The sequence below is a fragment of the Leifsonia sp. ALI-44-B genome, assembly GCF_001984125.1.
GTDB lineage: Bacteria > Actinomycetota > Actinomycetes > Actinomycetales > Microbacteriaceae > Okibacterium.
Genome location: NZ_MTQL01000006.1, coordinates 568,952 through 594,359, shown reverse-complemented (window position 1 = coordinate 594,359; position 25,408 = coordinate 568,952). Strand labels below are relative to the sequence as shown.

Below are 25,408 nucleotides of genomic sequence, written 5' to 3'. Positions count from 1 at the left end.
GATGCGTCAGAACCCGAGTTTCGTGCTGGGCGATGTGGCCGACATCCGCCGTCTCATCGCCGAGAACCCGTGGGTGACCCTGGTGGCGAACGCGGCGAACGGTCTTGTGGCGTCGCACTATGCGGTCGTGCTCGACCCCGACCGAGACGACCTCACGATTCTGGGGCACGTCGGCCGGCCCGACGAGGCGATCCTCGAGTTGGGTCAGGGCGAGTTGCTCGTGATCGTGCAAGGCCCCCACGGCTACATTTCGCCCGGATGGTACGACGCCAAACCGGCCGTGCCCACCTGGAACTACGTCGTCGCCCACCTGAGCGGCGTGCCCGAGATTCTCTCGGATGACGAGAACTACCGGGTGCTGGGCGCCCTGGTCGAACACTTCGAGAAGCGGATGCCGGAGCCCCGACTCATGGAGGGCACCCCCGAGAACGCGGCCTACGCCGAGCGCATCTCGGCGGGCACGGTCGGTTTCCGCTTGACCCCGACGCGCGTCACGGGCAAGCGCAAGCTGAGCCAGAACCGTCCCGACGACACGATTGAGACCATCATCTTCGAGCTCGAGAACGGCAGCGAATACCCGAACTCCGAGTTGGCCGCCGAGATGCGCCGCGTGCGCGAGGTGCGCCAGGCGCCCCAGGATCTCGAAGTGCCGCACGCATGAAGCTGAGGTTGAGTGCGGCGAACCCCGGGTCGGGCGTCATGACGGTCCTCGCGAACGCACGCGTCCTGCCGCTGGGCGAGAACGCGCGGGAGGACACAGAGCCGGCGAGCTCGGATGTTCCGCTGCGGGACCTCCCGCTGAGCGATATCGTTCTCCGCGACGGTGTGATCGCCGCGGTGCTCCCAGCCGGCGCCGCCTCGACCATCCCTGAGTCCGACCACGCCGAACGCCGCGACCTTCAGGGGCGCTTCATCGTGCCCGGCCTCTGGGACGCCCACGTGCACTTCACCCAGTGGGCGCACACGGCGAGCCGCCTCGATGTCGGAGTCGCCGCATCCGCCGCCGATGCCGCGCGCCTGGTCGCCGAGCGCGCCGCAACGGCCGCCGAGACGTCCCTCGGCCACGCGCCCCTCATCGGCTACGGTTTTCGCGACGCCCTGTGGGACGACGAGCCGGATGCCGCTCTGCTCGACGCCGCCGCGCCCGGGCGCCCCGTCATCCTGATCTCGGGTGACCTGCACGCGGCGTGGCTCAACCGTCTGGCCCTCGTCGAGCACGGCCTCGCCGACCACGAAACGGGTCTTCTGCGCGAGGAGGACGCCTTCACGGTGCTGCGACGCCTCGACGACGTGCCAGACGAGGTGGCGGATGCGTGGGCGCACGACGCCGCTCGAGCCGCCTCCGCGCGTGGTGTCGTCGGCATCGTCGACATGGAGATGGCCTGGAACGTGGATGTCTGGCAGCGCCGCATCGCGGGCGGCAACACGCAGCTGCGCGTGGAGTTTGGGGTGTACACGCAGTTCCTCGACCGAGCCATCGCCGACGGCCTGCAATCGGGCCAGACAATCCCGCAGACGCACGGCCTGCTGCGCATGGGCCCGTACAAGGTGATCACGGATGGTTCGCTCAACACCCGCACCGCCTACTGTTTCGCGCCCTACCCCGAACCCATGGAGGGGGAGGGTGACCACGGCGCTCTGACGATTCCGCCCGAGCAGCTCGAACCGCTCATGACGAAGGCGCACCGCGCGGGCATCCGCTCGGCCGTGCACGCCATCGGCGATCAGGCGAACGCGCTGGCGTTGGATGCCTTCGAACACACCGGCGCCTCGGGTTCGATCGAGCATGCACAGCTGTTGCAGCAGTCCGACATCCGCCGCTTCGCCGAGCTGGGCGTGGTCGCGAGCGTGCAGCCCGAGCACGCCATGGACGACCGGGATGTCGCGGAGCACCACTGGGCCGGGCACACCGAGCGCACCTTCCCGCTGCGCGACCTGCTGGATGCCGGCGCGACGATCGCCCTGGGCTCTGACGCGCCGGTTGCGCCGCTCGACCCGTGGGTCGCCGTGTCGGCCGCCGTGCATCGGTCGCGCGCCGGACGGGAACCGTGGCACCCCGAGCAGGCGATCACCCTCGAGGAGGCGCTTCGGGCGTCTACCCGCACCCGAGTCGCCGAGGGGCAACCGGCCGATCTCGCGATTCTGGGTGAGGACCCGCGATCGCTCGACGCCGACGCGTTGCGACGCATCCGAGTGGACGCCACCGTCGTCAACGGCCGCTTCACGCACGACGCGCTCTAACCACGGCGCGCTTTCACCACGACGTGTGACGCGGCCCTGTCGTTATGTCCGTAGGCTCACACATTCTTCTGGGCGCTGCATTGTATTTCACCGCACCGCACGGCTCTGCAAGCGGGCGCCGAAATGACGGCGGGCGCCGAAATGACGGGCCTGACCGCCGTCGGGCGCAAAAAAGCCGGGGCCACCACAATGGTGACCCCGGCTCAGTTCTGGCGACGGAAAACCCGCCGCTCAGGCAGCGACTACGCGGCGATGTGCGCGAAGAGGAACCAACGGTCCTTCTCCAGGCCGCGCGCGATCTCGATGGCGACGTCTTGGCTGGTGAAGTCGATGGCGTCGAGCTCGTCGATGGCGGTCTTCACGTTGACGAGGGCGGCGTCGATGTGGGTGATGATCTCGGCGATCGTGACCTGCGACTGCTGGAACCCGGGGGTCAGCGAACCGGCGGTGCTCTTTGCGGCCACGGTCTCGAGGCGCGCGTCGACGGGCAGGCCCAGGGCGACGATGCGCTCGGCGGCCAGGTCGGCCCATTCCTGCGCGTGGGCGACGACCGTGTCGAGCAGCTCGTGCACGCCGATGAAGTTGGCGCCGCGCACGTGCCAGTGCGCCTGCTTGCCGTTGACGACGAGGGCCGTGAGGTCGACGACCACGGGGCTGAGGAACTGGGCGACTCCCGCGGCGACGTCGGGGGTGGTGACGGCCTGGGGGATGTGGGTGGTGGTGACATTTGTCATGGTGTGTGCCCTTCTCTCGATCTCTTCGATCTCTACGTTGACCCCAACGCTACTCACGCTCAGACATTCCGCAAGCAAGTTTAGGCTCGGCTAATTCGCTGGTCGGCGGGCGTTTTGAGCTGAGGCTATCCTCACTTGGCGGGGCTCATGGCTCATGACTTACCGCAGTGACCGGATGCTGCGAGCCACCGCCCGCGCATCCCGGATACGTTTCTCGTAGGTCGCGGCCACAACGATCAGCAGGATGCCGCCCACCCCCACCCACAGCCACCACGGGATGACGGAGTACAGGTCCGAGATCCATGGCCACAGCTGGGCGAGCGCGTGCAGCAGCAGCACGACGGCGCCGATGACGACGGGCGCCTGAAGTTTGCGCAGCACCCCGAAGAGCAGCACGGCGATAGCGGCGATGCCGAGCAGCACGACGCGCGCGATAGTGGTCTGGCCGTAGTCGGCGAGGAGAGACGGCACGAGGGCGACGATGAGTCCCGGGCCGAGCGCGGGCCAGCTGCGCAGAGCCGGGCGACGGCCCAGATCGATGAGCCCGCCCACGACGAGAGCCGATCCGACGATGACGGTGAAAATGTCGGCGTCATATGGTGCACCGCTCGTCAGACGGGCGACGGAGACGAAAACCGCGGCCGTGATGACGAGGGCCGCGCCCATGGCCGTCCAGCGCACGAGGCGTCCGAGGGGCGGAGCGTCATGAGCCGCGGCGATGATCGACACGATCGACAGCACGACGACCGCGATGAACGGCGCGAGGGTCGGCAGGTCTTGGCGCAGGGCGATCATGAGGGCCGGGAGCGCGAAGACGATCACGGCGAGCACGATCGCGAGGTCGGCGGCCCGCGGCATCCTGTCGTCCCGTTCCCGCATCCACACGATGGCGAGCACGACGAGAGCCGCGGCTGCGAGGCCCGTCCACGGTTCGATCAGCGGACCGACGGCGGGCCACGGTTCGCGCCCCAGCAGCACCAATACCCACGGCGGCGCACCGTCATCGCCGTTACCCACGCCTGACGGCATATTGGGCATGCCGTAGCTTCCCCCGCGAAGCAATTCGCCGAGACCCCTGACGAGGCCTGTCCCGGCGATCGCGACGAGCGAGGTGGCGACGAGGATGCGACGCAGGGGCAGTCCCCTGATCGCGGTGGGCCACGCCGCAGCGAGAGCCCCGACCGCCAGTCCGCCGAGGAGCAACGCCGCGGGTCGGAGGAGGTTCGGCCCTGAGACGTCGGATCCCGACATGACGACGCTCGGAAACACGAGGACGGCGAGCGCTGCGGCGGCCAAGACGGTGCGGCCATCCGCGCGCCCGGCCGGCACGGGGCGACGCCACACGAAGAGCGCGGCTAGAGCGGCGAGCAGGCCCGCAACGGGCGCCGTGTAAGCCTCGACGGTGGTGACGCCCCCGTCGGCGAGCAGCGTCCAGAGCGCGGCGAGGCCGAGGGGGATGGCGGCCCACGCGATGTGGTGGCGCGCGCGATCGCCCTGCAAAATCTCACCCTCGCCCGAGGCCAGCACCAGTGTGGCGACGGCGAGCACGAGCAGGCTCAACCAGCGGAGGTCGGCGGGGGCGCCTATCGCGGCGAAGAGGCTGAGGAAGCCGACGAGCGTCGTCGAAGCATCCCAGACGACGCGGGCGCGCCGACCGAGCGCGGAACGCCTCGCAAACAGCACGAGAGCGGATGCCGCGAGCACCACTGTCGTCAGGGCGAGGGCGGGTGCCACCTCACCCCGGGCGTCGAGCACGATTACGGTCACGGCGCCGGCGATGACCAGCGGCCCAACGGCCGCGAAGACGAGGCGCTCTGCCGTATCGGCGACCGCGGGCAGCACCTGCCACAACACGGCGGCGACGGCAGCCAGCACGAGAACGGCTATGAGGGGAGCCGAGGCGGCGTCGTCCCGCCCGTAGCTCTCGGTCACGCTGAAGCCGCCGAGACTGCCGCCGGAGGTCACCCAGCTGGCGAAGACGATGAAGCCGAGAATGGCCGCGAGGATGCCGGAGACGGAGGTGACGACCATCCGATCGGGTGCGGCCAACAGCCCCCGGCCGCGAGGGACGGCGCCAGTGGATGTCTCGCCGGAGACCGCAGGGAGGGTTGCATCGGAGGATGCTTGAGACGCAGCAGACGACTCGCCGTCGCGCGGCAGAGGGCGGCGAGACACGGCAGCTGCAACGCAGAGAATCGCGAGGGACGCCAGGGTTGCCCAGAAAGCCGGGGTGGGCACGGCGTCGCCGTCGATCCCCAGCCACTCGGGCGCCGTGAAGAAGGCGCCGATGACGCCGAAGACGGCGAGGCCGAGCAAGGCAATACGCGCGGCATCCCAGCCGGAGCCTGAGCCTGCACCACGGGGTGTTGCCGGAGCGACGATCCCCACGGAGCCCAAGATCCCCACGGAGCCCAAGATCCCCACGGAGCCCACGGAGCCCACGGTACCTGCGGTGCCTGCGGTGCCTGCGGTGCCTGCGGTGCCTGCGGTGCCTGCGGTGCCTGCGGTGCCGACAGTGCCGACAGTGCCGACGGTGCCTGCGCTGCCGAGGGTGCGGCGACCGGCAGAACGTAGGAAGATCCGGAGGGCGAGCGGCACGGCGATCGCGAGGAGGGCCGCGACCGGCCACAGGGGCTCCGACTGTCGACCGGCCACCGCCAGGGGCCCGAGCGTGATGACCGCGAAGATCACGAAGACGGCCGTGACACCGCGGGGGCGACGCAGGATGGGCGCACACAGCGCGGTGAAGATCACGGCGACCACGGCGAGTCCCGCGGCGGCACCCGTCGTACCGGGCAGAAGGGTCGCTCCGGTGAGAAGGGCCATGCTCGCGAGAACGGCCGGGGCCCAGGCCTCGCGGCCCAGTCGACCGAGGAGGGCCAGGCCGATGGCGAGTGCGGCCGCAGCCACGAGGAGCGCCAGCCCGGGCTCGAACCGCCAGTAGTACTCGCCTATGCCGAAGAGCGACTCCCTGAGGAAGCCTTCGGCCCCGGACACCGAGAACGCGGGGGACAGCCCCACGATGGCGACATAGCCGAACGGCAAAAGGCTGCCGATGACGAGAGGCGGGAAGCTGGCGCCGGCGAAGGCGACACCGCCGGCCCACACCGCGGCACGGGAACGATGGCGCCAACCCGTGCGGGTCAGGGCGCGAGCAATCCCCGCGAGCGCGATGAACGCCACGCCCGCCGTCAGCGTCAGGAGGACGATCGTCCACCAGTCGGCATCGACCCGGTAGATCGGCGTCGACAGGGCCGCGACGACCGAGAGGCCCGCGCCCACTGCGGCGAATGTCTGGGATGCAGGGTGGCGCGGCGCCGCATTGGGGGCCTTCCCGGCTTCGGTACGGGGTGTCGAATACTGTCCCTGTCCCTGTGCGTTGGCAACGGAGTATGGGGGAGCGTCGTGCTGGGCCGGCGGGTAAGCCGTCGCGTAAGCAGGTGTCCGAGCATCCGGGCTCTGGGCGCCGGGTCGCGGGGTAGGGGCAGGAGGAAGCGCCGCCAGGGTGACCCAGAGTGCCGCAACGACCCCGAACGTGAGGAGAGTTGCCCAGCGCAGCTCGGGGAAGGCGAACACTGCGGTGAGCGTGGCGAGCGACGCGAGGGTGAGGCCGGCGGCCCGCAGCCAGAGGGCGTCCGCGCGGAAGGGGCCGACGGCACGCGGCCACAGGACCGCGGCCGCAACGCTCATCGCGCCCCCGCCCACACCGGCAGCCCACCACGAGGCCGTTGATGAGAACGCGTCGACCAGGCCTCCGAGGAGGAAGAACCCGCCGAACGGGATCAGGATGGCCGCGGCGACAGAGGGCGCGCGCATGCGAGTGAGCCGTGCGAGCCCGAGGAAGACGGCGGATGCCACGAGCCCGTAGATGCCCGTGAACGTCGAGCCCTCGACATCCGAGGAACCGAAGAGGCCTTGGGATCGGATCAAGAGGCCGTCGACGAGGACGAAGACGATGCCGAGAGTCACGAGAGCCTCGGCCGTGCCCGGCAGCCGTCGGCGGAGCGCGATACCGAGAGCCGCGACCGCAGCCGCCGCCAGGAGGAGCAGGACGACGCGAATCTCGGGCGACGTCAGCACGTAGGCGATGACCGCGAAGAAGAGAGCGGCGACTCCCACGAGCGTGACACCCGCGATGAGCAGCAGAATCTGCACGCCCGAGCGACGGGGCCGCGCGGGAGGGGTGGGCTGCCCGGGCCCGAACGGTGGCATACCGGCGCTCGCCGAGGCGTATGGCTGCCGGCCCGGTGTCGTGGTGTATGGCTGATGGCCCGGTGCCGAGGGGCGCTGCTGAGGGCCCTGCTGTGACCACGGAGTCGGAGGGACGGGCGGGACGGGGGGCTGCGCGGGGGAGGGCTGCTGCACGGAGCGTTGCGGCTCAGGCGCGGACGGGTACCCCCAGTCGGGCGAAGCGGAAGGCTGGGACCCTTCGGGCGTGACGGGGCCGACGGGGGTGCTGGTGCCAGAAGATTTCGAAGCCGAAGCCGACGCGGCGCGCAGGTCGTCGGCTGTCCCGGGCAGGGGAGGACGAGCGGGAATGGACGAGACTTCGGATGACTCGGACCCAGCCCCGGGAGCCGGGTGGGGGTGCGGTTGCGCGGCCCGAGCATCGGATGCGTGGACGGTCGCGATCGTCGGCGGCGACACCGAGTCGGCGGAACCCCGCGGCGCCGAAGCCCCTTGCGCAGCCGTCTGCTGTTCCACGCGCATGAGGCCGATGAGTCGAGACCTCTCGACCGCGGCATCCCGAACCCGCTTCGACGCCTCGAACAGCTCGACCCCCCGCGGGACGCTCGCATCGAAGCCGCAGCGTTCACACACGGGGCCACGCAGCACGGAGAAGCAGGACGGGCACAGCGAGGTGTCGGTCAGCGCATCCCGCCGGGGCGGCCACATCGACGGTTCGGTATTCACAGAGGTTCCCCCTCGAAACGATCGTGGGACCACTGTGGCAGAAACCGGCCCCCTCCGCCCGCCGCCCCTCCGGTAGCGTGGCCGCATGACCGACGCCGCCTCCTTCGCCGCCGCATCCGCCGCCGCCTCTGCTGCCGCAACGGCCGCCGGCCCGACAGCCGCGGCGACCACTCCATCCGGGAACGCTCCGATGCCAGCGGGTGGAGCGAACGATTCCCGAGCCCAGGTAGCCCTCGGTGCACTGGTCCCACTCGCCGGGATCGACGGACCGCATCTCGCAGCCACCGCCTTCGTCGCAGAAGGGGCACGCATCGTCGGACACGTGGCGCTCGCCGACTGCTCGAGCGTTTGGTACAACGCGGTCCTGAGGGGTGACTACAACTCGATCACGGTCGGTGAGCGCAGCAACGTCCAAGACGGCGTCGCCGTGCACGTGGATGCCGCGTGGCCCGTCACCATCGGTCGCGACGTGTCCATCGGCCACAACGCCGTCGTGCACGGCTGCACCATCGGCGACACGGTGCTCGTCGGCATGGGCTCGGTCGTCCTCAGCGGAGCCGTCATCGGCGAGGAATCCCTCATCGCGGCCGGGGCTGTCGTCCTCGAAGGCACGCACATCCCGCCGCGCTCACTCGTCGCGGGCGTTCCCGGCAAAGTGCGACGCAGCCTCACGGACGAGGAGGTCGAGGGCATCCGCCAGAACGCGGCCCGCTACGTCGGCAACGCCGAGCTCCACGCCCGCCGCTGACCGTCGGCAACGCCGAGCTCCACGCCCGCCGCTGACCGCTGCGCACCCCTCGACGTCAATGCGCGATGTGGACGCTGCCCTCACGGCCCCCGAGCTTCGCGCTGTCGAACCCCCAGACCGAGCGTGTTGGGCCCCGCGTCAGCCTCGGCGCGGGCCTCGAGCGCGTTTCTTCGCGAGGTGCTGCGCGCGCCAGCTTCCGCTGAGGCACACGAGCGTGGCCACTACGAGGGCGACGCCCAGCCCAAATCGCGCCGTCGCAAAGGCGAACACCGCTCCGACGAAGATGAGCGCGCCCGCGATCGTCCACAGACCCGACCAGAAGGTCGCAGGAACTTTCAGCACGTTCTCTCGGTTTCTCGCTCAGGGGGCAGACCGCGGATGTCGCATCCGCCCGCTCGCCCTGTGCAGTGTCGGCGGCACTCAATAGGCTAAGCGCATGTGCGGACGATTCACGAACTCCCTCACCGGCGAAGAACTGGGCGCCTACTTCGACGTGTCCGAGCTCGACGACTACGCCACGGCCCCCGCGTGGAACATCCGCCCCACCGACCCGGTGCCCGTCATCTTCGAGTCCCCGCGCCATACTGACGAGCGGGCGGCCTCGGCAGAAGCAGCGGCCGCAGCGGCGTTCGACGCGCATGCCACCGAACGCGACGACCCGGATGCCGTCGCCCGTCGCCTCGTGGCCGGCCGTTGGTCCCTCGTGCCCTCGTGGTCCCGAGAGCTGAAGACCAAGTTCCCGACGTTCAACGCGCGCTCAGAGACGGCCGCCGAGAAGGCGTCGTTCAAGAATTCGGTGCGGTCGAAGCGCGCCATCCTCCCGGCATCCGGCTACTACGAGTGGAAGACCGTCGGCAAGACGAAGACGCCATATTACATCCACGACACCGACGAGCCGCTCGCCTTCGCGGGCCTGTATTCGTGGTGGCGTGCACCGGGCTCGGACGAGTGGATCCTGACAGCCACCATCCTCACCCGCGACGCGGTCGGGGGCTTGCGTGACATCCACGACCGCACGCCCGTCACCCTGCCCCGGCACTTCGTGGACACGTGGCTCGATCCGACCATCGTGGGCGACCAGGGGCTCGTCGACGCCGCGGTCGAAGCGGCCACACCCGTCGCCGAAGCGCTCGACTTCCACATCGTCGGTCCCGTCACGGGCGACTCGCCCGACCTCGTCAATCCGCTCTGAGTCGTCAATTCGCTCTGAGTCATCAACCCGATCTGAGTCATCAATCCGATCTGAGTCGTCAATCCGATCTGAGTCATCCGATCCGCTCTAGCGCCCGCGAGTTCTCGTCCCGCCATCGAGGACCGTTATGCTCGGCTCTGATAGCCGCCAGAGCCGGAACCGAGCAGGGGAACGATGCGCGACATCGCCGCGGACGACGCAGAAGCACATCGAGGCCCCGATCAGGGAGGCCCCGCGAAATCCGAGCCGGTCGATGAGACCGTCGCTGCGGCGCGCCCGGTCGCCACGACGAAGCCCCCTGCGACACGTCGCGCCCGCTGGGCGAACCTCATCGCCGTGCTGGCCGTCGGTATCGCCGTGCTCGTGCTCAGCATCATCCTCGGACGCGCCTACACACCCCTGACGCAGTTCGATGAGGGGGTGCACTTCGACTACATCGTCAAAATCCTCGACGAGCGCGGGCTCCCCACCGTCGCCGACACGCTGTCACCCGAGACCGTGAAGGAATACGTGTGCCGGGGCGCCGAGACGACGTGCTCCACGCCCATCACCCTCGATCAGATCCCCGTCGCCGGCGTGAACTACGTCCTCATGTATGCGCCGGTCTACTACCTCCTCGACGCCGCCGTCGCGGTTCCGTTGCGAGCCGTCACCGGCATGAGCCTCTTCGAGGCCGCGCGCATCGCCTCGTCCGTCCTCTACGCCCTCGGTTCGGCGCTGTTCCTGGCGGTTGCGATCCGCCTAGGTGCCCACCGCGGCGCCGCAATCGGCATCGTCTTCGCCATATCGGTCGCGCCGCTCGCCCTGCTGCAGGGGTCGACAGTGACCCCGGATGGCCTCGCCCCCCTCTTCGCGGCCGGCCTCGTCTGGGCGGCAACTCTGCGGGGTTCGTGGCGCCGTCGCATCATCGTCACGGTAGCGATCGCCGTTCTCGCGGCCCTCAACAAATCCAACTTCATCCCGCTCGCCACGGCCGGCATCTGGTTCGCCACGTTCCTTCCCGTCGGCGCTCAGACACTGTCGACGTTCCGGTCCGACTTCCGCGCGAACGCGAAAGGGTATGCCATCGGCGTGGCGCTGTCTCTCCTGCCGCTTCTCGCGCAATCGGCTTGGAACACCTGGCGCATCGCGGGTCGCATCCCTGGACGCGAGCCCGACGGCGGATTGAACACCATCATGTACACCGATGGCAGCATCCTCGACGCGATCTTCTCCGGCGTGCGGGCGCTTCTCCAACCGATCCACGACAGCGGTTTCCCGCCATCGCCCGAACTGTGGAGTATCGGCTATCTCCTGCAGGCGCTCGTGTTCGGTGGCGTATTCCTGTTCGCGCTCAGGCCGCTCGCGGCGGCGGACGACACGACCCGTGTCGGTGGAATGAGCGCGACCGCGGGCATCCTGCTGTCCTTCGTGTTCCTGCCCGTGACGTTCTACGTGCTCTATCACTCGATCGGCACGCAATCTCGCTACGGTCTGCCGCTCATGATCTTCGCGGCGATCATCGTCGTTGCCACGATTCGCGGTCGCGTCGCCGGGTGGGTGCTCGCGATCTCGGGGCTGCTCGTCTACGCCCACACGATCGGCGAGGTGCTCACTACGCCGACGTCGTGATGAAAGGCGTCCACAGAACGACGACAGCCCGCCGATCGGAGTGATCGGCGGGCTGCCAGCGTATTCGGAGGGGATGACGGGAATCGAACCCGCACCATCAGTTTGGAAGACTGAGGCTCTACCATTGAGCTACATCCCCGTGCCCGGCGAACCGGTGCCTGAACATACTATTACAGCCGCGGGCGTGCTGAGTGCCACAACCGCCGCGGCATCCCCCTAGACTAGACTTTCGAGGTCAATCAGCCTGCGTTCGCGCCCGGCGGTTGCCTCACCGAGTGTGTGACATTCGGGGCGTAGCTCAGCTTGGTAGAGCGCTCGCTTTGGGAGCGAGAAGTCGCAGGTTCGAATCCTGTCGCCCCGACCACACATGTCATCCTCGGCCCGAAACGCCCCACGCGACAACTGCCGCGTCGTTACGGGTTCGAGTACAAGAGTTTCGAACACAGGAGATTGAACACGTGAAGTCCACGGTCGAACAGCTGAGCCCCACGCGCGTCAAGCTCGCCATCACGGTGACGCCCGACGACTTGAAGCCCAGCATCACGCACGCCTACGGTCACATCGCCGAGCAGGTCAACATTCCTGGCTTCCGCAAGGGCAAGGTTCCGCCCGCGATCATCGACCAGCGCGTCGGCAAGGGTGCGGTCCTCGAGCACGCCGTCAACGAAGGCCTCGACGGTTTCTACCGCGCCGCCGTCGAAGAGCACAGCCTCCGCTCGCTCGGCCGCCCGCAGGCCGACATCATCGAATGGCCGAGCGACAAGGACTACTCCGGTGACCTCCTGGTCAACGTCGAGGTCGATGTCCGCCCCGAGATCGAGCTGCCCGAATACTCCGGCCTGACCGTCGAGGTCGAGCCCGCCGAGATCACCGACGAAGACGTGCAGGAAGAGCTCGACCGCCTGCGCACGCGCTTCGGCACGCTCATCAGCGTCGACCGTCCCGCCAAGACCGGTGACTTCGCTCAGATCGACCTCGTCGCCACCATCAACGGCGAAGAAGTCGACCGTGCCGACGCCATCAGCTACGAGCTCGGCTCGGGTGAGCTGATCGAGGGCATCGACGAGGCCCTCGACTCCCTCACCGCGGGTGAGAGCACCACGTTCAGCGCCCCGCTCCTGGGCGGCGAGCACGAGGGTGAGCAGGCCGAGATCGCCGTCACCGTCACCGCCGTGAAAGAGCGCGAGATGCCCGAGGCGAACGACGACTTCGCTCAGATCGCCAGCGAGTTCGACACCATCGACGAGCTGCGCGAGAGCCTCAAGAGTCAGGTCGAGCGCCAGAAGGCCTTCGGCCAGGGCGCCGAGGCTCGCACCAAGCTCGTCGAGCAGCTCGTCGAGTCGGTCGAGATCCCCGTCCCCGAGCAGCTCGTCGAAGACGAGGTGCACCGTCACCTCGAGGGCGAGGGCCGCCTCGAAGACGACGCCCACCGCGAAGAGGTTCGCGTCTCCTCCACCGAGACGTTCCGTCAGCAGATGCTGTTCGACGCGATCGCCGAGGCCGAGAAGGTCCAGGTCAGCCAGGAAGAGCTCACGCAGTACCTCATCCAGGGTGCGTCGCAGTACGGCATGGAGCCGGGAGAATTCATCCAGGTTCTCGACCAGAACGGCCAGATCCCCGCCATGGTCGGCGAAGTAGCCCGTAACAAGGCCATCGCCGTCGTGCTCGGCAAGGCAACCGTCGTAGACACCAACGGCAAGGCCATCGACCTCACCGGCTTCGTGCCCGAGGCCGACGATGCCGGCACCGATGAGGTCAGCACCGACGCCGCCGCCGACGAGGCCGGCACCGACGAGGCCAGCACCGACGAGGCCAGCACCGACGCCACCGAGAGCGACGCCGCGCCGGCCGACGAGGCCGCCGCTGAGAAGCCCGCGAAGAAGGCACCGGCCAAGAAGGCTGCCGCCAAGAAGCCCGCCGCCAAGAAGGCTGCCGCTTCGGATGACGCAGACGCTAAGTAACACCCCGTTCGGCCTCACGGCCTGAGCGCCTCGAATGCCCCCGGTTCACGCCGGGGGCATTCGTGCGTTCGGTCGGGGAACTTCGCATGAGCCGAGACGCGGTGCCTCGGCATCCGACACGCACCGAAAGGGAGCGCGACACGCCGCACGTGGCCAGAAGACCCGGCAGGGACACGGCAACGTCTGCCCACGGCGAACACGCCCGTTTGCCGACGTTAGCTCCTATAGATTCGATTCCAAGCGATAACTGAAATGGAGCGCGACATGGCCGAACCAGCACTGTCACCCAGTGTTTTTGACCGACTGCTGAAAGACCGCATCATCTGGCTCGGGTCAGAGGTGCGCGACGACAACGCCAACGAGATCGCCGCAAAGCTTCTTCTGTTGGCGGCTGAAGACTCCACCCGAGACATCTACCTCTACATCAACTCGCCCGGCGGTTCGATCACCGCAGGCATGGCCATCTACGACACGATGCAGTTCGTGCCGAACGACATCGTCACCGTCGGAATCGGTATGGCCGCCTCGATGGGTCAGCTTCTGCTGACCGCCGGCACCAAGGGCAAGCGCTACATCACGCCCAACGCGCGTGTTCTGCTGCACCAGCCGCACGGCGGCTTCGGCGGAACGGCGAGCGATATCCAGACGCAGGCTCAGCTCATCCTCGACATGAAGCGCCGCCTCGCCGAGATCACCGCCGCCCAGACCGGTAAGACGGTCGAGCAGATCAACCTCGACGGTGACCGCGACCGTTGGTTCAGCGCGCAAGAGGCCCTCGAGTACGGCTTCGTCGACCACATCCGCGAGTCGGCCACCGACGTCGCCGGTGGCGGCGGAACCGAAACGAACTGACTCACGAACTCGACGAAGGAAAACAGATGAACATCCCCACATTCGGTGGAAACGCCACGAGCTCGATGGGTCAGGCATCCGGCGTTCAGATGCCCGGCAGCCGTTACATCCTGCCGAGCTTCGAAGAGCGCACCGCCTACGGCTACAAGCGCCAAGACCCCTACGCCAAGCTGTTCGAAGACCGCATCATCTTCCTGGGTGTCCAGGTCGACGACGCATCGGCCGACGACATCATGGCGCAGCTGTTGGTGCTCGAGAGCATGGACCCCGACCGAGACATCGTCATGTACATCAACTCGCCCGGTGGCTCGTTCACCGCGATGACGGCGATCTACGACACGATGCAGTACATCCGTCCGCAGATCCAGACGGTCGTCCTGGGCCAGGCAGCCTCCGCTGCCGCCGTGCTCACCGCCGCCGGCACCCCCGGCAAGCGCCTCGCGCTGCCCAACGCCCGCATCCTCATTCACCAGCCCGCCGTCGGCGAGGCCGGTCGGGGACAGGCGTCGGACATCGAGATCCAGGCCGCCGAGATCATGCGCATGCGCACCTGGCTCGAGGCCACGCTGTCGAAGCACTCGAACCGCTCGCAGGAGCAGGTCAACAAAGACATCGACCGCGACAAGATCCTCGGCGCCAGCGAGGCGCTCGAGTACGGTCTGATCGACCAGGTGCTCACGAGCCGCAAGTCGCTTCCCGCGGCGATCGCTCAGTAAGACAGAACAGCCGAGCTGATACCCAGCACGGAGAGGGCCGGATGACGCGCACGCCGCGGCATCCGGCCCTCTGTCTCTGCCGCGCGGCGTCCCCTGCCGGTGGCACACGCTGAGGGCGAACCGATTTTGCGGGCGGCCGGACATGGCGCAGACTTTGACCACACACGACCGGCGCACGACAGCCGCGAAGCCGCTTCGGCGGAACGCATCCGACGCGCCGCGACCGACCGGCCGGGTTCGGGGCAAACACGCCGAATCGGGTTAGGCTCGACAGTACGCACAACCACGATCTAACTGCGAAAAGGGAGCGTGACGGGATGGCTCGGATAGGTGAGAGCGCCGATCTGCTCAAATGTTCATTCTGCGGCAAAAGCCAGAAGCAGGTTCAGCAGCTGATCGCTGGTCCTGGCGTGTACATCTGCGACGAATGCGTCGAGCTGTGCAACGAGATCATCGAAGAGCGCATGGCCGAGGCGGGCGAAGACGCCCCCGCCGGTGACTTCGAGCTGCCCAAGCCCAAAGAGATCTTCGGCTTCCTCGACGAGTACGTAATCGGCCAGATGGCCGCCAAGCGTGCCCTCTCGGTCGCCGTCTACAACCACTACAAGCGCGTGCGCGCCCGCAACACGCTCACGGCCGCCGACCAGCTGGGCGACGATGTCGAGATCGCCAAGAGCAACATCCTGCTCATCGGCCCGACCGGTTGCGGCAAGACCTACCTCGCGCAGACGCTGGCCAAGCGGCTCAACGTGCCGTTCGCGGTCGCCGATGCGACGGCGCTGACGGAGGCCGGATACGTTGGCGAAGACGTCGAGAACATTCTGCTGAAGCTGATCCAGGCCGCCGACTACGACGTCAAGCGCGCCGAGACGGGCATCATCTACATCGACGAGGTCGACAAGATCGCCCGCAAGGCCGAGAACCCGTCCATCACGCGCGATGTTTCGGGTGAGGGTGTGCAGCAGGCGCTGCTCAAGATCCTCGAGGGCACGGTCGCGTCGGTTCCGCCGCAGGGTGGTCGCAAGCACCCGCACCAGGAATTCATCCAGATCGACACGACCAACGTGTTGTTCATCGTGGCGGGCGCCTTCGCCGGGCTCGAAGAGATCATCTCGTCGCGGGCCGGCAAGAAGGGCATCGGCTTTGGGGCCCCGCTCCACTCCAAGGGCGACGACGTCAACCTGTTCGGTGAGGTGCTGCCCGAAGACCTGCACAAGTTCGGGCTCATCCCCGAGTTCATCGGTCGCCTTCCCGTCGTCACCACGGTCACGCAGCTCGACCAGGAGGCGCTGATGGAGATTCTGACGGTGCCGAAGAATGCGCTCGTGCGGCAGTACCAGCGCATGTTCGAGCTGGATGGCGTCGAGCTGAACTTCGATAACGACGCCCTCGAAGCGATCGCCGACCTCGCCGTTCTGCGCAAGACCGGTGCGCGCGGACTGCGAGCCATCATGGAAGAGGTTCTCGGGCCCATCATGTTCGAGGTTCCCTCGACCGACGAGGTGGCCGAGGTCATCGTCACGCGCGAGACCGTGCTCGAGAACGCGGCGCCGACGCTCATCCCGCGGCAGAAGCAGCGTCAGGACAAGTCTGCGTAGGACCTCACCCTTCGAGTGGGGACTGCGCGAAGAAGGCCGGGAGATATTCTCCCGGCCTTCTTGCTGCGCCTCGTGATTGGCCCGGTCAGTGCTCGAGACCGCGGCGGGTGAGAAGTGGTTCGATGACGGCATCCCGGCCGCGGAACGCGCGGTACGCCTCGAGCGGGTCCGTGCTGCCGCCGACGCCCAGAAGCAGGCGACGGAACCGGTCGCCGTTCTCGCGCGTCAGCCCGCCGTTTTCCTCGAACCAGTCGACCGTGTCGGCATCCAGCACTTCGCTCCAGATGTAGGAGTAGTAGCCGGCGTCGTAGCCGCCCGAGAACGTGTGGGCGAAGTAGGCGCTCGAGTAGCGCGTGGGCACGGCGGGGTTGTCGAGGCCCACATCGGCGAGGGCATCCGCTTCGAAGCTCTCGACATCGCCGACGGCATCGTCGGCCGTGATGCGGTGCCAGGCCTGGTCGAGCAGCGCGGCCGCCAGGTACTCGCTGGTGGAATGGCCCTCGTCGAAAGCTGAAGACGCCTGGATCTTCGCGACGAGGTCGGCGGGCAGGGGCTCACCCGTGCGGTGATGGACCGCGTAGTTCTCGAGAACCTCGGGCCACAGCATCCACATCTCGTTGACCTGGCTCGGGAACTCGACGAAGTCGCGGAACACATTGGTGCCCGAGAACTTGGGGTAGGTGACGTGGGCGAAGAGGCCGTGCAGCGCGTGGCCGAACTCGTGGAAGAACGTGTTGACCTCGTCGAAGCTGAGCAGGGTCGGCGAGCCGGCGGGCGGTTTCGGCACGTTGAGGTTGTTGACCACGACGGGCGGCAGGCCGAGAAGCGTCGACTGCGAGACTAGCGGGTTCATCCAGGCGCCGCCGCGCTTCGAGTCGCACGTGTAGAGGTCGAGGATGTAGAGGCCCAGCTCGGTGCCGTCTTCGTTGTGCACCTCGAAGACGCGGGCGTCGGGATGGTAGGCCATCAGGTCGTGGCGCTCGGTGAAAGTGATGCCATAGAGCTTCGTGGCCGCGAAGAACACGCCGTCGCGCAGCACGCGTTCGGCCTCGAAGTAGGGCCGCATGGCCTGCGTGTCGACGTCATAGGTGGCCTGGCGAACCCGCTCGCTGTAGAACGCCCAATCGTGGGCTTCGATGGCGAAGGGCTCATCTTCGTGCTCGTCGACGATCTGCTGCAGCGCTGCCTGTTCGGCGCGCGCGTTGCGGGCCGCCGGCGGTGCGAGCTGGCCGAGCATGCGCGAAACGGCCTCGGGGCTCTTGGCGGTCTGTTCGGACGTGACGTATTCGGCGTGGCTGTTGAAACCGAGCAGATGGGCGCGTTGGGCGCGCAGGCGAGTGATCTCGAGCACGAGTTCGCGGTTGTCATACGGTCCGCCGCGGCGACCGCGCGCCCGCGAGGCCTCCATGATGCGGTGTCGCAGCGTGCGCGATGTGAGGGATGCCAGCACGGGATGTCCGGTGGGCAGGACGAGTGTGATGAGGTAGGCGTCGTCGATGCCGCGATCACGGGCGGCCGCGGCCAGCGACGCGATCTCGCCCTCGCTCAGGCCATCGAGCTCTTCCACATCCGTGACGAGAACCGCCAGGTCGTTCGTGTCGGCGAGCAGGTTCTTCTCGAAGCGTGTGGTCAACGTCGACAGCGTCTGGTTGAAGGCCCGCAGCCGCTCCTTGCCGTCGTCGTCGAGGTTGGCGCCCGCGTGCTCGAATTCGGCGAGGTAGCGCTCAACCAGGTAGCGCGACTCGTCGTCGAGAGCGTCGGATGTCTGGGCGACGGCGCGCACGCGGGCGTAGAGCGCGGCATCCAGCATGATGGCGTCGTCGTGGGCCGCCAGTCGCGGCGCGATCTCTTCTTCGAGCGCGTTGGTGGCCTCGTTGGAGTCGGACGAGCTCTTGTTGAAGAAGACCGTCGCGACGCGGTGCAGGATCTGCCCGGCGCGTTCGAGAGGAATCATCGTGTTCTCGAACGTCGGCTCGTCGGGGTTGCTCGTGATAGCACGGATCTCTTCGAGGTGCGCCCGCATGCCCGCCTCGAATGCCGGTTCGTAATGTTCGTCGGAGATATCGGCGAAGGGAGGCAGATGGTATGGAAGCGGACTGGGTGCGATCAGGGGATTCGTCGTATCGGCCATCCCGCCAGCCTACGCCGCCGTCACATCGACGAGGCCGTCGGGTGGGGGAGTTAGTGTCGGGGTATGGCAACGATCGAACGGTATACCCACGGACACCACGACAGCGTTCTGCGCACCCACAGCTGGCGCACGGTCGACAACTCGGCCGCCTATCTGGTGCCGCACCTGGTGCCGGGCGCGTCGGTTCTCGACGTGGGGTCGGGGCCCGGAACGATCACGGTCGACATCGGTCGTCGTGTGGCCGGCGGTCGCGTGGTCGGCATCGATGCCGCCGAAGACGTCCGCGACCAGGCCCAGGCCCTCGCCGACGACAACGGCCTGACCAACGTCGAATTCCAGGTGGGGGATGCCTATCACCTCGAGTTCCCCGACGACACGTTCGATGTGGTGCATGCTCACCAGGTGCTGCAGCACGTGGCCGATCCGGTCGCGGTCCTGCGCGAGATGCGCCGCGTGGTGAAGCCCGGCGGCGTGGTCGCCGCGCGCGACGTCATCTATGGCGGCGCCGTGTGGCACCCGCTCCTGCCGGGCCTGCGCAAATGGATGGATGTCTACCAGGCCGTCGCACGCTTCAACGGCGGCGACCCCGACGGCGGGTCGAGCTTGAAGGCCTGGGCGATGGAGGCCGGCTTCGAGGACATCTCGACGGGAGCATCTATCTGGTGCTTCGCGGATGACGCGGATCGCGAGTGGTGGGGCGGCAACTGGGCCGTGCGCGCCCTCGAGTCGAGCTTCGCGCCGCAGTCGATCGAAGCGGGTGCCGCCACGCTCGAGGACCTGCAAGAGGTCTCTGAGGCGTGGAAGACGTGGGTGGCCGACAAGACCGGCTGGTTCGCGATGCCCCACGGCGAGATCCTCGCGACCAAGTAGTCGGACCCCGCTAGCGCTGGCGTCGGAACCGCGACCGGCACCGACAGTGAAACCGGCACGGGCACGAATGCCGGCGCGCATTCGGTTCCCTCTAGAAAGCGCCCTCGTCGTCCTCATCGTCGGCGCTGCGTATGGTCGCCGATTCGGGCCCGAGGGCCGAAGCGGGCTGATAGGTGACGGTGGTGCCGTCATCGAGCTCGACGACCGGTTTGCCTTCGAGCCAGGTCAGCGTCCAGCGCCAACCGGCCGCATCGGTGCCGCCGGCCGAGACCTCGGCCTCGACGGATCGAACGGCCTCGGTGACGACGCCGGGCAGGCTGGCCGGGGCGTCCTGCCCGAAAGTCCAGCGCGTGCCGAGCTGCATGAGCTTAGAGCCCCATGTCGTAGGTCAGCCACGTGGTGCGGGCCGCGACCTGGTCGTAGAGCTTCTGCGCATCGGCGTTGTCTTCGGCTGTGACCCAGCGCACGATGCGGGCACCGCGGGCGCGGGCTGCCTCGCCGACGGCCTCGATGAGCTGCGTGGCGATGCCGCTGCGACGCGCGTCAGGCTGCACGAAGAGGTCGTCGAGGTAGACGCCCACCTCGCCGGCGAGCGGCCGCGCGAATCCGCGGTAGTGCGCGAAGCCGACGAGCGTGCCGTCGGCGTTCTCGGCCACGAGGCCGTGCACGTCGTGCTTGCCCTCGGAGATCCAGCTCCACACGAGCAGGGCCTTCTGGTCGGTCACGGGGGAGTTGTAGAAATCGCCGTATTCGACGAAGAGCGGCAGCCACGAGAAGAAGTCGCGATCGCGCATGGGGCGGATCGTGACGGCTGCGGTGGGGGAAACGCTGGTGCTCTCGGACATGGTGGTGCTCCTTAGCTGTCGGCCGGCGCGAGCACGATGTCCGTGACGGCCAGTTCGGCGGCGGTGATGAAGGTGAGGGTGTCGATGCGTCCGACGGCCTTGAGGTCGGAGGCGGCGCGCGCGAGCGATTCGGTCTGCTCGGCGGTTCCGGCGATGGTGGCCTGCGCCACGGGCGTCTTCTGCGAGGCCTTCGCATCGGTCTTGGCGCGGCGGATGCTCGTCAGTGCTTCGGACGCCAGCGTGAGGAGCGACGCGTCACCGTCGGGCAGCCCGTCGAACTCGGCCACGGTCGGCCAGTCGGCCACGTGCACGGAGCCGTCGTTGAACCACGACCAGGCCTCTTCGGTGGCGAACGGGATGACGGGAGCGAACAGTCGCAGCAGCACACCGAGCGCCGTGCGCAGAGCGAGGGCGGCGGATGCTTGACCCTCGTGCTCCTCGTCGTAGGCGCGTTCCTTCACGAGCTCGAGGTAGTCGTCGCAGAACGCCCAGAAGAAGCTCTCGGTGATCTCGAGCGCACGGGCGTGGTCGTAAGCGGCGAGGGCTGCCGACGCATCCGCCACGACGCGTTCGAGCTGCGCGAGCATGCTGGCGTCGAGCGGCTCGGTGATCTGGGCACCCTCGGGAACCTCGAAACCGAGGATGAACTTCGAGGCGTTGAGAACCTTGATGGCGAGGCGGCGACCGATCTTGATCTGCGTGGGGTTCTGCGGATCGAACGCGGCGTCGGTGCCGAGACGCGAGGAGGCGGCCCAGTAGCGCACCGCGTCGGAGCCGTGCTTCTCGAGGATGTCGGCGGGCGTGACGACGTTGCCCTTCGACTTCGACATCTTCTTGCGGTCGGGGTCGACGATGAAGCCGGACAGCGTGGTGTTCGTCCACGGCTTCTCGCCGTATTCGAGCGTCGAGCGCAGCATGGTGCTGAACAGCCACGTGCGGATGATGTCCTGGCCCTGGGGGCGCAGTGAGTAAGGGAAGACGAGGTTCCAGAGTTCTTCGTCGCGCTCCCAGCCGCCCGCGAGCTGCGGGGTGAGGGATGACGTGGCCCACGTGTCCATCACGTCGACCTCGCCGATGAAGCCGCCGGCCTGGCCGCGCTGAGACGCGTCGTAGCCGGGTGCGGGCTCGGAGGAGGGGTCGACGGGCAGCATCTCGCGCGTGGCCACGATGGGCTGGTCGAAGACGGGGTTGCCGTCGCCGTCGAGCGGGTACCACACCGGGATGGGCACGCCGAAGAAGCGCTGGCGCGAGATGAGCCAGTCGCCCGAGAGGCCGCCGACCCAGTTCTCGTAGCGCACGCGCATGAAGTCGGGGTGCCAGTCGAGGTCCTGGCCGAAGGCGAGCAGCTTGGCGCGCAGCTCTTCGTCGCGGGCTCCGTTGCGGATGTACCACTGGCGGGTCGACACGATCTCGAGCGGCTTGTCGCCCTTTTCGAAGAATTTGACGGGGTGCACGATGGGCTTCGGGTCGCCGATCAGGCTGCCCTCTTCGCGCAGCAGCTCGACGATGGTCTGCTTGGCGCTGAAGACCGTCTTGCCGGCGAGCTGGGCGTAGGCGGCGAGGCCCTTCTCGCTCGTGATGACGTCGGGTGCCTCGGCGATGATGCGGCCGTCGAAGCCCATGATCGCGCGGTTCGGCAGGTCGAGCTCGCGCCACCAGATGACGTCGGTCAGGTCGCCGAACGTGCAGATCATGGCGATGCCGGCGCCCTTGTCGGGCTGCGCGAGGTGGTGCGCCACGATGGGCACCTCGACGCCGAAGACCGGCGTCGTCACGGTGGTGCCGAAGAGGTGCTTGTACCGCTCGTCGTCGGGGTGGGCCACGAGGGCGACGCAGGCGGCGAGGAGTTCGGGACGCGTGGTCTCGATCTCGACCGAACCGCCGTCGGCCTTCTCGAATGCGAGGCGGTGGTAGGCGCCCGGCTGCTCCTTGTCTTCGAGCTCGGCCTGGGCAACGGCGGTGCGGAAAGTGACGTCCCACAGCGTCGGGGCCATGGCCTGGTAGGCCTCGCCGCGCTCGACGTTGCGCAGGAACGCGAGCTGCGAGGTGAAGAGGGCTTCGTTACCAATGGTTCGGTAAGTCTGGGTCCAGTCGACCGACAGGCCGAGGGCCCGCCAGACGGCCTCGAACTGCTTCTCGTCCTCGACCGTGAGGCGCTCGCACAGCTCGATGAAGTTGCGGCGCGACACGGGCTTCTGGTCGGCGGCCTTGGTGGATTTGTTGTCGCCACCCTCGAACGGCGGCACGAAGTCGGCGTCGTAGGGCAGCGACGGGTCGCAGCGCACGCCGTAGTAGTTCTGCACGCGGCGCTCGGTGGGCAGGCCGTTGTCATCCCACCCCATGGGGTAGAAGACGCGCTTGCCCGACATGCGCTGGTAGCGCGCCACGACGTCGGTGTGCGTGTAGCTGAAGACGTGACCGATGTGCAGAGAACCGGAGGCCGTGGGCGGGGGAGTGTCGATCGAGTAGATGTCGTCGTGCGTGACACCCGTTCGATCGAAGCGGTAGACGCCCGACTCTTCCCAGCGCGTGCCCCAGGAGGTTTCGAGGCCCTCGAGGGCCGGTTTGTCGGGAACGCTCGCGGGCATGCTGTGACTCCTGATCGCTATGGGCGGCACCGTGTGTACGTGCCTGAGTGTGTTCTCTCCCACCAGCGTACCGATTCGTGCCCCACCGAGCACATCCGCGGGATGTCTGTGCAGAACGAACGCCCCGCGCGGCTGTGCAGAACGATCTGCGTCAGCCGCACGGGGCGTTCGGGATCAGGGCTACCGCTACGAGGTCTGCAGCGCGGGCTCCGCGACCTCGGAATCGTCGGCCGCGGCATCCCGAGCCGTGACGCTCGAGCGACGCACCGCCCACGCCGACACGAGCGTGATGGCCGACATGACGGCGAGCACGACGCCGGGGTGCCACCAGGCCTGGCCCGTGGCCTGACCGAACGCCAGGGTCAGTGCGGGCACGAAGCCCGAGACGACGGCCGCGATGCTGTAGGCGATCGAGAGTGCCGAGTAGCGGTGGCGGTCGCCGAACAGGTCGGCCATGGTGCCGCCGAGCGCCGCCCAACTCATGGTGGGCAGGATTCCGCCGATGATCATGGTGCCGACGAGGATGCCGAACGTGGCCTGCTGCAGCACGAAGTACATCGGGAACGCGATCAGCAGCGTGCCGAGCGCGCCATAGGCGACCACCCGGGCCGAGCCGATGCGCGTGGCCCACCATCCGAAGAGGGGAATCGTGACGAGCTGGAGGAGGCCGCCGATGGTCGTCGCGACGAGGAGGTTCTCGTAGGTGAAGCCGAGCACCGCCACACCGTAGTTGATCGTGTAGGTGTTCATGAGCGAGTACGACCCGATGCCGAGGAGCGCCGTGCCGATGGCCAGGGCGAGCGCGGCGGGCTGCTCGCGGAAGACGCGCAGCACCGGCATCCGCTCGCGCTTGTCGTTCTTGACGAGGTTGGCGAACACGGGCGTCTCGTCGATCGACCAGCGCAGGTAGAGCGAGATGGCGACGAGCGGGATGGCGGTGAGGAACGGGACGCGCCATGCCCATGCGACGATCTCTTCGTCGGGCAGGGCCGACGTCAGCACGAGGAAGAACGCGGCCGACAGGATCGAGCCGATGGGCGAACCCAGCTGGGGGAGTGCGGCCCAGAACGCGCGGCTCTTGCGCGAAGAATGCTCGGAAGCCAACAGGATGCTGCCACCCCACTCGCCGCCCAGCGACACGCCCTGCGCCAGACGCAGCAGCACGAGGATGACGGCGCCCGTCCAGCCGGCCATGGCGTAGGTCGGCAGCAGGCCGATGAGACCGGTCGCCACACCCATGATCAGGATGGTGATGAGCAGGGTCTTGCGTCGGCCGATGCGGTCACCCAGGTGCCCGAAGATGATGGCGCCGATGGGCCGCACCACGAAGCTCACAGCGATTGTCAGGAATGCTGCCAGCGTCGCACCGAACGGCCCCAGCGGGTCGAAGAAGAGCGGTCCCGCGAAGAATGCGGCAAAGTAGGCGTAGATGTAGAAGTCGTACGATTCGAGCGCGGTCCCCACAAGGGATGCCACGGCGACGCGCCTGGCCGTTCGGGGGTTCGATGCCCGCACGGCGGTGGGCGAAGAGTGTGTAGTCGACACGAGCATCCTTAGCTTGAAAATTTGTACTCAATACATATACAGGATTGGTGAGCATTCGATGGGGTCGAAATATTCCGCATCCGTGGGAAGACCCAAACTGTCGTCGAAACAGATCCTCGAAGACGCCGCCGCCGAACTCTTCCTCGAGCAGACCTACACGGGCACGACGATCGATCAGGTGGCGCGCCGGGCCGGCGTCAGCCGCAACACCTTCTTCAACTACTTCGGCTCGAAATCAGACCTGCTCTGGGTGGATGTCGATACCGCCCTCGACGCGCTCGAGACGGCCCTCGCGGCGGACGCCTCCGAACCGGCCGCCAGCTTCGCCGCCCGCATCGACACCGTGTGCGCCGCCCTCGCCGAGGTCGCTCACCAGCATCCGCACAGCCGTGTTCCTCTCGGCTTCACGCAGCGCGAGATCATGGGCACCTCGGCCGAGTTGCAGGCATCGGGCCTCATCCGGATGTCGCGAGCTATGTCCCTGATCGAGCGCTCGATCGGCGCACCCGCCGCTCCCTCCGGCGCCACCTCCTCCGACACCGCTCGCCCCGGCGCCGCTGCCAGGGACGCCGACCCCCTCGTCGTTCGTTCCTTCGCGGCCGCCGTCGTCGCTGCGGCCGCCGCGGGGGCCATGCACTGGGCGAGCGCCGGGGTGGCACGCGGCGAGCTTGCCGACGACATCGAGCGAGCCATCCGACCGGTGTGCTCGGGTTTCGGCGCCTGACGCCGTAGACTTGAGGCACAGGCGTCGATCCGGCCATCACCGGGAAGCCTTCGGAAGAAAACGCACCGGTTCGCCGGGGCGCCGGTAGAACCGAACGGGTGGGCCCGTCACAGCCGAATGAGCGGTTCTCGCGACAGC

General features: G+C 67.9%; 19 protein-coding genes and 2 tRNA genes. 12 read left to right on the top strand and 9 right to left on the bottom strand.

The annotated features are described in order from the left end of the window. Nucleotide 1: 1 nt before the first annotated feature. Nucleotides 2-661, top strand: a complete 660-nt coding sequence (locus tag ALI44B_RS03760; RefSeq protein WP_077053369.1) for an FMN-binding negative transcriptional regulator — start codon at nt 2-4, stop codon at nt 659-661. After that, nucleotides 658-2,241 carry an amidohydrolase gene (locus tag ALI44B_RS03755; protein ID WP_238592041.1) on the top strand — a complete coding sequence of 528 codons (1,584 nt, stop codon included), beginning with the start codon at nt 658-660 and terminating at the stop codon, nt 2,239-2,241. Before ALI44B_RS03760 ends, ALI44B_RS03755 begins: the two co-directional genes overlap by 4 nt. Before the next feature lie 242 nt (nt 2,242-2,483). Here the strand turns inward: ALI44B_RS03755 and ALI44B_RS03750 are convergent, their stop codons facing one another. After that, on the bottom strand, nt 2,484-2,975 hold the full coding sequence (locus ALI44B_RS03750) for a Dps family protein (protein ID WP_077053368.1): 492 nt from the start codon (nt 2,973-2,975) through the stop codon (nt 2,484-2,486). 159 nt (nt 2,976-3,134) lie between these two features. Further along, nucleotides 3,135-7,187 (bottom strand): SCO7613 C-terminal domain-containing membrane protein, encoded by a 4,053-nt coding sequence (locus ALI44B_RS03745; protein WP_143458961.1) that lies wholly within the window; start codon nt 7,185-7,187, stop codon nt 3,135-3,137. A gap of 787 nt (nt 7,188-7,974) precedes the next feature. Between ALI44B_RS03745 and ALI44B_RS03740 the strand changes: the two genes are divergently transcribed. After that, entirely contained in the window at nt 7,975-8,637 is a 663-nt protein-coding gene (locus ALI44B_RS03740) for a gamma carbonic anhydrase family protein (RefSeq protein WP_353615661.1), read from the top strand. Nucleotides 8,638-8,775: 138 nt separating this feature from the next. Here ALI44B_RS03740 and ALI44B_RS03735 read toward each other — a convergent pair whose 3' ends face one another. Then, the gene (locus tag ALI44B_RS03735; RefSeq protein WP_077053366.1) at nt 8,776-8,979 is read right to left on the bottom strand and encodes a hypothetical protein; all 204 of its coding nucleotides are present in this window, start codon (nt 8,977-8,979) and stop codon (nt 8,776-8,778) included. A 94-nt stretch (nt 8,980-9,073) separates the two neighbouring features. On the opposite strand from ALI44B_RS03735, the gene ALI44B_RS03730 reads away from it, so the two are divergent. Both ALI44B_RS03730 and ALI44B_RS03725 read left to right on the top strand, forming a co-directional pair. After that, on the top strand, nt 9,074-9,829 hold the full coding sequence (locus tag ALI44B_RS03730; protein WP_077053365.1) for an SOS response-associated peptidase: 756 nt from the start codon (nt 9,074-9,076) through the stop codon (nt 9,827-9,829). 174 nt (nt 9,830-10,003) lie between these two features. Then, a complete protein-coding gene (locus tag ALI44B_RS03725) occupies nt 10,004-11,440 on the top strand; it encodes a glycosyltransferase family protein (protein ID WP_077053364.1) in 1,437 nt (478 codons plus the stop codon). Between the two features lie 68 nt (nt 11,441-11,508). Here the strand turns inward: ALI44B_RS03725 and ALI44B_RS03720 are convergent. Further along, a tRNA-Gly gene (locus tag ALI44B_RS03720) sits at nt 11,509-11,579 on the bottom strand. A gap of 148 nt (nt 11,580-11,727) precedes the next feature. Here ALI44B_RS03720 and ALI44B_RS03715 point away from each other — a divergent pair. The 5 genes from ALI44B_RS03715 (at nt 11,728) to clpX (ending at nt 16,567) form a co-directional block, all read left to right on the top strand. Further along, nucleotides 11,728-11,804, top strand: a tRNA-Pro gene (locus ALI44B_RS03715). A 94-nt stretch (nt 11,805-11,898) separates the two neighbouring features. Then, entirely contained in the window at nt 11,899-13,401 is a 1,503-nt protein-coding gene (gene tig / locus ALI44B_RS03710; protein ID WP_077053363.1) for a trigger factor, read from the top strand. 264 nt (nt 13,402-13,665) lie between these two features. After that, on the top strand, nt 13,666-14,253 hold the full coding sequence (locus tag ALI44B_RS03705) for an ATP-dependent Clp protease proteolytic subunit (RefSeq protein WP_077053953.1): 588 nt from the start codon (nt 13,666-13,668) through the stop codon (nt 14,251-14,253). A gap of 26 nt (nt 14,254-14,279) precedes the next feature. Then, nucleotides 14,280-14,969 carry an ATP-dependent Clp protease proteolytic subunit gene (locus ALI44B_RS03700; RefSeq protein ID WP_077053362.1) on the top strand — a complete coding sequence of 230 codons (690 nt, stop codon included), beginning with the start codon at nt 14,280-14,282 and terminating at the stop codon, nt 14,967-14,969. A 317-nt stretch (nt 14,970-15,286) separates the two neighbouring features. Beyond that, nucleotides 15,287-16,567: an ATP-dependent Clp protease ATP-binding subunit ClpX gene (gene clpX, locus ALI44B_RS03695; RefSeq protein WP_077053361.1), complete on the top strand. Its 1,281-nt coding sequence runs from the start codon at nt 15,287-15,289 to the stop codon at nt 16,565-16,567. Nucleotides 16,568-16,652: 85 nt separating this feature from the next. On the opposite strand, the gene ALI44B_RS03690 is transcribed toward clpX, so the two are convergent. After that, nucleotides 16,653-18,698, bottom strand: coding sequence for a M3 family metallopeptidase (locus tag ALI44B_RS03690; RefSeq protein WP_077053360.1), 2,046 nt, complete (start codon nt 18,696-18,698; stop codon nt 16,653-16,655). 63 nt (nt 18,699-18,761) lie between these two features. Here ALI44B_RS03690 and ALI44B_RS03685 point away from each other — a divergent pair, with 63 nt between their 5' ends. Then, nucleotides 18,762-19,568, top strand: coding sequence for a methyltransferase domain-containing protein (locus ALI44B_RS03685; RefSeq protein WP_077053359.1), 807 nt, complete (start codon nt 18,762-18,764; stop codon nt 19,566-19,568). 91 nt (nt 19,569-19,659) lie between these two features. On the opposite strand, the gene ALI44B_RS03680 is transcribed toward ALI44B_RS03685, so the two are convergent. The 4 genes from ALI44B_RS03680 to ALI44B_RS03665 all read right to left on the bottom strand — a co-directional run bounded on the left by ALI44B_RS03680 (nt 19,660) and on the right by ALI44B_RS03665 (nt 24,546). After that, entirely contained in the window at nt 19,660-19,932 is a 273-nt protein-coding gene (locus ALI44B_RS03680; protein WP_077053358.1) for a hypothetical protein, read from the bottom strand. 4 nt (nt 19,933-19,936) lie between these two features. Further along, nucleotides 19,937-20,413 (bottom strand): GNAT family N-acetyltransferase, encoded by a 477-nt coding sequence (locus ALI44B_RS03675; protein ID WP_077053357.1) that lies wholly within the window; start codon nt 20,411-20,413, stop codon nt 19,937-19,939. Nucleotides 20,414-20,424: 11 nt separating this feature from the next. Beyond that, nucleotides 20,425-23,001 carry a valine--tRNA ligase gene (gene valS, locus ALI44B_RS03670; RefSeq protein WP_077053356.1) on the bottom strand — a complete coding sequence of 859 codons (2,577 nt, stop codon included), beginning with the start codon at nt 22,999-23,001 and terminating at the stop codon, nt 20,425-20,427. 186 nt (nt 23,002-23,187) lie between these two features. Continuing rightward, a complete protein-coding gene (locus ALI44B_RS03665) occupies nt 23,188-24,546 on the bottom strand; it encodes an MFS transporter (protein ID WP_238592039.1) in 1,359 nt (452 codons plus the stop codon). 82 nt (nt 24,547-24,628) lie between these two features. On the opposite strand from ALI44B_RS03665, the gene ALI44B_RS03660 reads away from it, so the two are divergent. Further along, on the top strand, nt 24,629-25,270 hold the full coding sequence (locus tag ALI44B_RS03660) for a TetR/AcrR family transcriptional regulator (RefSeq protein ID WP_238592038.1): 642 nt from the start codon (nt 24,629-24,631) through the stop codon (nt 25,268-25,270). The last annotated feature ends 138 nt before the right edge of the window (nt 25,271-25,408 follow it).